At 64.5% G+C, this 6,887-nt stretch carries 1 protein-coding gene and 1 pseudogene; one reads left to right on the top strand and one right to left on the bottom strand.

What is annotated here, in order from left to right; all coding sequences use genetic code 11:
• Nucleotides 1-235 (bottom strand): annotated as a pseudogene (locus tag EOC06_RS29230) (histidine kinase); the annotation flags it as partial.
• A 272-nt stretch (nt 236-507) separates the two neighbouring features.
• Here EOC06_RS29230 and EOC06_RS29225 point away from each other — a divergent pair.
• A complete protein-coding gene (locus EOC06_RS29225; protein WP_128309424.1) occupies nt 508-6,819 on the top strand; it encodes a kinesin in 6,312 nt (2,103 codons plus the stop codon).
• The last annotated feature ends 68 nt before the right edge of the window (nt 6,820-6,887 follow it).

Genomic DNA, 6,887 nt, shown 5'->3' with positions numbered 1-6,887 from the left:
GTGCCGAACCCTTCAATCCATGGGCGAGCAGAAGCCGATCCTTGATGTCGGCGTCGACTATTCTGTCGCGCACGGACAGCGCCTGCTGTACAAACAGCGCCAGCACCTCTTGCTCAAGGCTGCGGTCACCCATCGTCTGGCGGGCAAGGTGTGCCAAATCGACCGGCCGTGACCGCCTTGGTCCGGATACGTCGCCCCCGGGCATTGAGAAGGCAATGCCGCTTTCGCCACGCATGAACTCGAACTCCGTTTCTTCGATTCGCCCAAAAACCTAGGCGAATCCAATGGACAACGGGTTAATGAATGGCCGGGAAAAATGTTGCCAAAGCGGCGCCCAAATCACAGTTCCGTTAACCTTATATTTAAAGTTTTACGTATCCCGCGGAATGCATGTTTTCTTTACCCCCCTGTGTCATTACGATACGAGGGGTCCATTTTCAGCCTCCTGCGCGGGGCAAGACAAACAGAATTATAAGCCCGCGGCAGCTAGTACAGGGTAGCGAAGGCATGGCAAAGAAACCAACGACGACGAGAACTCTCGACAGCGACGTGGCCAGGGAACTGGAAAAGGCGCTCGATCTCGACCTCAGCAACGAGATCGGCAACGGCGACCTCGACATCGCGGCTTCTATGGAGGATCTGGAAGCTCAGATATCCCAGGCGGCCGACGAGTTGGCGCGCGAGGGACGCAATCATAAGCCGGAACAAAACCCGGAGCCCGTAGTCAATCAGAACCACGCCGCGAAACCCGCGCCCAAGGCAAAGCCTGCCGAATTGCGCCCCGTGGAACCGCGCAATGGCGCCCAGCCCGCTGGTTTCGCACCGGCCAATGACGATCGCCAGAAGGACTATAAGACGCTCCTGCACAGCCTCAACAGGCGTGCCTCGAACACCATTTACTGGGTCGTTGCCTTCGTTTCGCTCGCCTGGTTCGCTGGCGCCGGCGGTTTGGCCAATCTGCTTTTCGGACCGAGCATCTGGAGAATCCGTACGCTCGACCAGTTCCTTGCCCGTCCGGAGCTGATCGGCCTTGCGGTCGCGGCCATCGTGCCCGTCATCCTGTTCTGGGCCTTCGCCGCCATGATTCGCCGCGCCCAGGAAATGCGCATCGCCGCACAGTCGATGACCGAAGTGGCCTTCCGCCTGACCGAGCCGGAAAACCTTGCCCAGGATCGCGTCATGATGATCGGCCAGGCCGTTCGTCGCGAGGTCGCGGCCATGGGCGAAGGCATCGAACGCACGCTTGCCCGCGCGGTCGAGCTGGAAACGCTGGTCCACAGCGAAGTCAACCAGATCGAACGCTCCTATTCCGAGAATGAATCCCGCATCCGCTCGCTGGTCGACGGGCTCGGCAGCGAGCGCGAAGCCGTCGTCACCCATGCCGAGCGCGTCCGCGCTTCGATCACCGGCGCGCATGAGACGCTGAAGGACGAGATCGGCGCCGCCTCCGACATCATCCGCGACTCGATCCTCAATGCGTCGACCAAATTGTCGATGACGATCACCAATTCCGGCGACACGCTGATCGACCGCATCAACGAAAGCTCGATGTCGATCTTCGATTCCGTCGAAGGCCGGCTCGATTCGATCACCGACCGTCTGTCGACCTCAGGCGAAGCCTTCGCCAGCCTTCTCGACACCCGCATTGCCAAGCTGACGGACACCACTGACGGCCTGACACGGTCGTTGACCGATCTGCTCGATGATCGCACCACCGGCATGGTGTCGCTGCTCGGCGGTGCCGCGCGCACCCTCAATTCCGAATTCGAGGCCAGCCTCAACGGCATCGAGCGGACGCTCGCCGAACGCGGCCAGGCACTGATCAGCGAGTTCCAGACGCGCGCCGAGGCGCTGGACACCGGAACGCAGAAGCTCAATGCGGCACTCGAAGCCCGCGCCCGCCAGATCAACGAAACGCTGGTCGAGCGCGCACGCGAAATCGCCCATACCTTTGCCGAGAGCAAGGACACGCTGTCGGCGATGATCGATCAGGGCAAGACCCAGATCGGCGCCGACATGGCCGACATCGTCACCTCGACCTCCTCCATGCTCGAAGCCCGCGCCAGCGACTTCGCCGGGCGCATGGAGGCCGCCCGCCATGTCGTGTCGCGTTCGTTCGACAGCGACATCCAGCGGCTCGCCGACGCCCGCGTCGGCATCGAGGAAGCCGTCGAGAACCACAGCAGGAAACTGTCCGAAAGCCGCGAGCGCATGGCCGCGGCCATGGAGGCCGACCTGGCGAAGTTCGCCGAGGGCCGCGCCGGCATCGATGCGGCGGTAACCAACCAGGTGCAGAAGCTGGCCGAAGGCCGCAGCCTGATCTCGCGCGCTCTCGAAGAGGACCTGCGCAAGGTCAATGAATCGCGGGCGGCCATCGATGCATCGCTCGGCAGCCATCTCGAAAGGCTGGAAGAAGGCCGCAACAGGCTCTCCACTGCCTTGAACGAAGACTCCGGCAAACTGGTGCAAGCCCGTACGATTATTGATGAAATGGTCGCGGGCCATGTCGGTAAGCTCGCCGAGGGCCGCAACATTCTGTCACGCGCCCTGGAGGCCGACCTCGGCAAATTGTCCGACAGCCGCGCCAGCATCGACGGTCTGGTCGCCGGTCAGGTCGAGAAGATCGCCGAGGGCCGCGCCGTGCTCGCCAAGGCGTTGGAAAACGACATCGTCGGCATCAAGAGCCTCATCGAAACCCATTCCGCCAAACTGGCGGAGGACCGCACGCAGCTTTCCCATTCGCTCGACAGCGATCTGTCCGGAATACGCGGCCTGATCGAAAGCCACTCGGGACGGCTGGCCGAGGACCGCGGCCTGCTGTCCCAGACGCTTGAGGCCGACCTTGCCAAGCTGGCTGAAAGCCGTTCGAGCATCGACGGTCTGGTCGCCGGTCAGGTCGAGAAGCTGGCGGAAGGCCGCGACATTCTCAAGCGCGCCCTGGAATCCGATCTGAACACGATCAAGGGCGTTATATCGAGCCAGTCGGAAAAGCTGGCCGAGGATCGCGGTCAGCTTTCCCGGGTCCTGGAAGCCGATCTGCAGAATGTGAACAGCGTCATCGCCGATCACATGAACAAGCTCGTCCAAGACCGCTCCGCCCTGTCGAGGGCCCTTGAAGATGACCTCGCCAAGCTGGCCGACAGCCGTTCCAGCATCGACGGGCTGGTTGCGGGTCAGGTCGAGAAGTTGTCCGAGGGCCGAGATATCCTGCGGCGTGCTCTGGAATCCGACCTCAATGCGATCAAGGGCACCATTGCCGACCAGTCGCAGAAACTGGTCAATGACCGGGCTCAGTTCGCCCGGGCGCTCGAGGCTGATCTCGAAAGCGTCAACGGCTTGGTCAACAGCCATTCCGAAAGGCTCGTGCAGGACCGTTCGACGCTGTCGAAAGCGCTTGAAGCCGACCTCGAAAACGTCGGCGGCCTCGTCAACAGCCACGCGGAAAGGCTTGTCCAGGAGCGCTCGACCCTGTCGAAGGCGCTTGAGGACGATCTCGGCAAGCTGGCCGAGAGCCGCTCCAGCATCGATGGCCTGGTAGCCGGCCAGGTCGAGAAGCTCGCCGAGGGCCGCGATGTTCTCAAGCGCGCGCTGGAAGCCGACCTCGCCAAGCTGGCCGAAAGCCGCTCCAGCATCGACGGCCTGGTCGCCGGCCAGGTGGAGAAACTGGCCGAGGGTCGCGACATTCTCAAACGCGCCCTCGAAGCGGACCTGCAGAAGCTCACCGAAAGCCGCGGCGATATCGACAACATCATCGCCGGGCATGTCGGCAAGCTCGCCGAAGGCCGCAATATGCTGACCCTCGCGCTGGAAGACGATCTCGGCAAGCTGGCCGAGACCCGCAAGGATGTCGACCGCTCACTGTCGGGCCACATCGACCAGATCGCCGCCAGAAGCTCGGACATCTCTGCCGCTATCGCAGGCGATGTCGAGAAGATCGAGCAGGCATTCAGCCGCCAGACCGGCATCATCGAGGAGCGTGCCGGCACCATGGAGCGTGCGCTCTCGACAGGCGTAGACAACGTCCGCGCCGTGCTCGAGAAGAGCGCCGTGTTTGTCGCCGGCGCCCTGCGCGAAAAGGTGCTGGAAGTCACCAGCACCCTGCACGAGCAGGCCGGTGCCGCTTTCAGCGACGCCGACCGCAAGATCGCCGAGCGCGCCGAGCAGACGTCCGCCGCCCTGCTGGCGCGGGCCGAAGACATCGCCCGCACCTTCGAGGATGCAGACCGTCGCCTCCACGCTCGCGCCGAAGACACGTCCAACGCCTTGCTTGCCCGTGCCGACGATACATCCAGCTCGCTGCTGGCCCGCGCGCATGAAACCGCCGATCAGCTGGCCGCTCGCGCGAGCGAGATCGCCGGCACCTTCGACGCGGCGGATCAGAAGCTGGCCGCCCGTGCCCAGGAAGCCGCCGATCAGCTGACTGCCCGGGCCCAGGACACCGCGGATCATCTGGCCGCCCGTGCAAGCGAGATTGCCGGCACGTTCGATGCGGCCGACCAGAAGCTGGTTGCCCGCGCTATCGAGACCGCCCAGTCGCTGGCCGCGCGTGCCGGCGACATCCTGCGCAACTTCGAAGGCGCCGACCAGCGGCTCGGCATGCGCATCGGCGAATCGGCCGAAGCGCTTGCCGCACGCGCGTCGGACCTTGGCCGCATTTTCGATGCCGCCGACCAGCAACTCGTCTCGCGCATCGCCGAGGGTTCGGAAGCGCTGTCGAGCCGTGCCTCGGAAATCGGCCGTATCTTCGACGAGGCGGATCAGCGTCTGGTGTCGCGCATCGCCAGCAGCACCTCCACGATCGGCGAGCATGCCGAGACAATCGTCGGTGCCTTTGCCGATACCGAGCAACGGGTTGCCGAACGCGCAAGGCGGACCGGCCAGGAGATGGCCGTGCATGCCCGCGAAATCGAGCAGGCGCTTGCCGGTGCGGACGAGCGTTTCGCGTCGAGTGCCGCGGCCGCGGCAGCCCGTGTCGAAGAGCAGGTCTCGGGCGTCGAGAACCGCCTCGCCTTCACAGCCGAGACGATGGGCCAGAAGCTCAACGAACAGGTGTCGAATGCCGAGGCGCAACTCGTCTCGCGCGCCAATGTGATCGCCGAGACCTTCACCGCGGTTGGCCAGCATATCGGCCAAAGCACCAACGATGCCGCCAAGACGATCGGCGCCAACACCCGCGAACTCAACACCATGCTCGCCGCACGTTCGGCCGAAATGTCGAAGATCCTCGACGAAACCGCACGGCCCCTGGTCGAGCGCTTCGCCCAGGGCGGCTCGGACCTGCAAAAGAGCATGGAAGAGGTCACCGAACGCGCCACCGAGAAGCTGCGCAGCGAGAATGCTGCGCTTGTCGACGCGCTCGCCAGCCGCACCGCCGAAACCTTGTCGGCGGTCGAAGGCGCCCGCTCGTCGCTGTCCGACAGCGTCGCCGATCTCATCGGCCGCATGACCAAGTCCAGCTCGCAGCTCGGTCAGCTGATCGACCAGGCCGCGGTCAATCTCGGCCAGGTCGATGAACGCCTGAGCGGCAGCACGCAAAGCTTCGCCGCCACCACCGAGAAGGCCGCGCAGACCTTTGCCAGCTCGGCACGTCTGGTCGATTCGAACACGACAAGGCTGACGGAACTGTCGTCGTCCACCTTGCGCGAGGTCGCGTCGATCGCCACCAAGTTCGACGAGCACAGCCGCCTGCTCTCCAGTGCTTCGGACCTGTTGAGCTCGGCCCAGAGCAACCTCGAACACACGCTCGAACGGCAGTCGTCGCTCGAAGACCTCGCCGTCGGCCTGGTCAAGAAGTCGGAGGATCTCGAAAGGGTCATGCGCTCGTTCGAAAATCTCGTCGGCCAGACACTGCAGAACGCCGAAGGCAAGACGATGGAGTCGGCCGACAAGATCCGCAACGCCATCACCGACGTCGTCGACTCGGCAACCAAGCGCTTTGCCGATGCCACCGAGGAGATGCGGCGCACCGCCGGCTCGATCAAGAGCGAACTCGACCTGACCCGGGCCGAGCTCAAGAAGGGCGTCATCGAAATGCCCGAAGAGGCAAAGGAATCGACCTCGGCCATCCGCCGCGCCGTTTCCGAGCAGATCAACGCCCTCAAGGAGCTTTCCGACATCGTGGCCAAGTCCGGCCGCGGCGGCGGTGACGGATCAGAACCACGCAACCTGCGCCCGGCGCCGCAAGCGCCGGCCGCACGTGCTGCCGAGCCGCCGCGCCGCGCACCGGCACCGCAGCCGGATCTGCGCACGCCTCAGGCGCCCTTGGGCGGCCCTGCATTGCGTGGCACGCTCGACCTTGAGCGTCCTGCCGAGGCGGCACCGCGTCCGCGCGGCGATGCCAGCGCCCGCACGCCTCAGGGCGGATGGGTGCGCGATCTGCTTACCGCGGCATCGAACGACGAGGACCTCAGGTCGGCAGCTCCCACGGCCCCCGCGGAAGCGCAGCGCGCTACCCCTGCCCAGCGCTCGCCCCTGCATGTCGTGGAATCGCTGAACTCGCTCTCCGTCGATATCGCGCGTGCCATCGACCACGAGGCTTCGATCGAGCTGTGGAACCGCTACCGGCGTGGCGAGCGTGACGTGTTCACGCGGCGGCTCTACACGCTGAAGGGACAGCAGACGTTCGACGAGATTCGTCGCAAGTATCAGGCCGAGGCCGAGTTCCGCGCCGCCGTCGACCGCTACTGCGACGATTTCGAGAAGCTGCTCAAGGATGTCTCGCGCAACGACCGCGACAACATCATGGCGCAGACCTACCTGACGTCGGACACCGGCAAGGTCTACACCATGCTGGCCCATGCGAGCGGCCGCCTGCACTGAGCGGGCGACGAGGATCACAATCGGTCGGCGCCGCCCCTCATCCGCCTGCCGGCACCTTCTCCCCATAT

The sequence above is a fragment of the Mesorhizobium sp. M7A.F.Ca.MR.362.00.0.0 genome, from assembly GCF_004023175.1.
In the GTDB taxonomy this organism is placed as follows: Bacteria; Pseudomonadota; Alphaproteobacteria; order Rhizobiales; family Rhizobiaceae; genus Mesorhizobium.
This window is presented reverse-complemented; position numbering and strand designations above follow the sequence as displayed.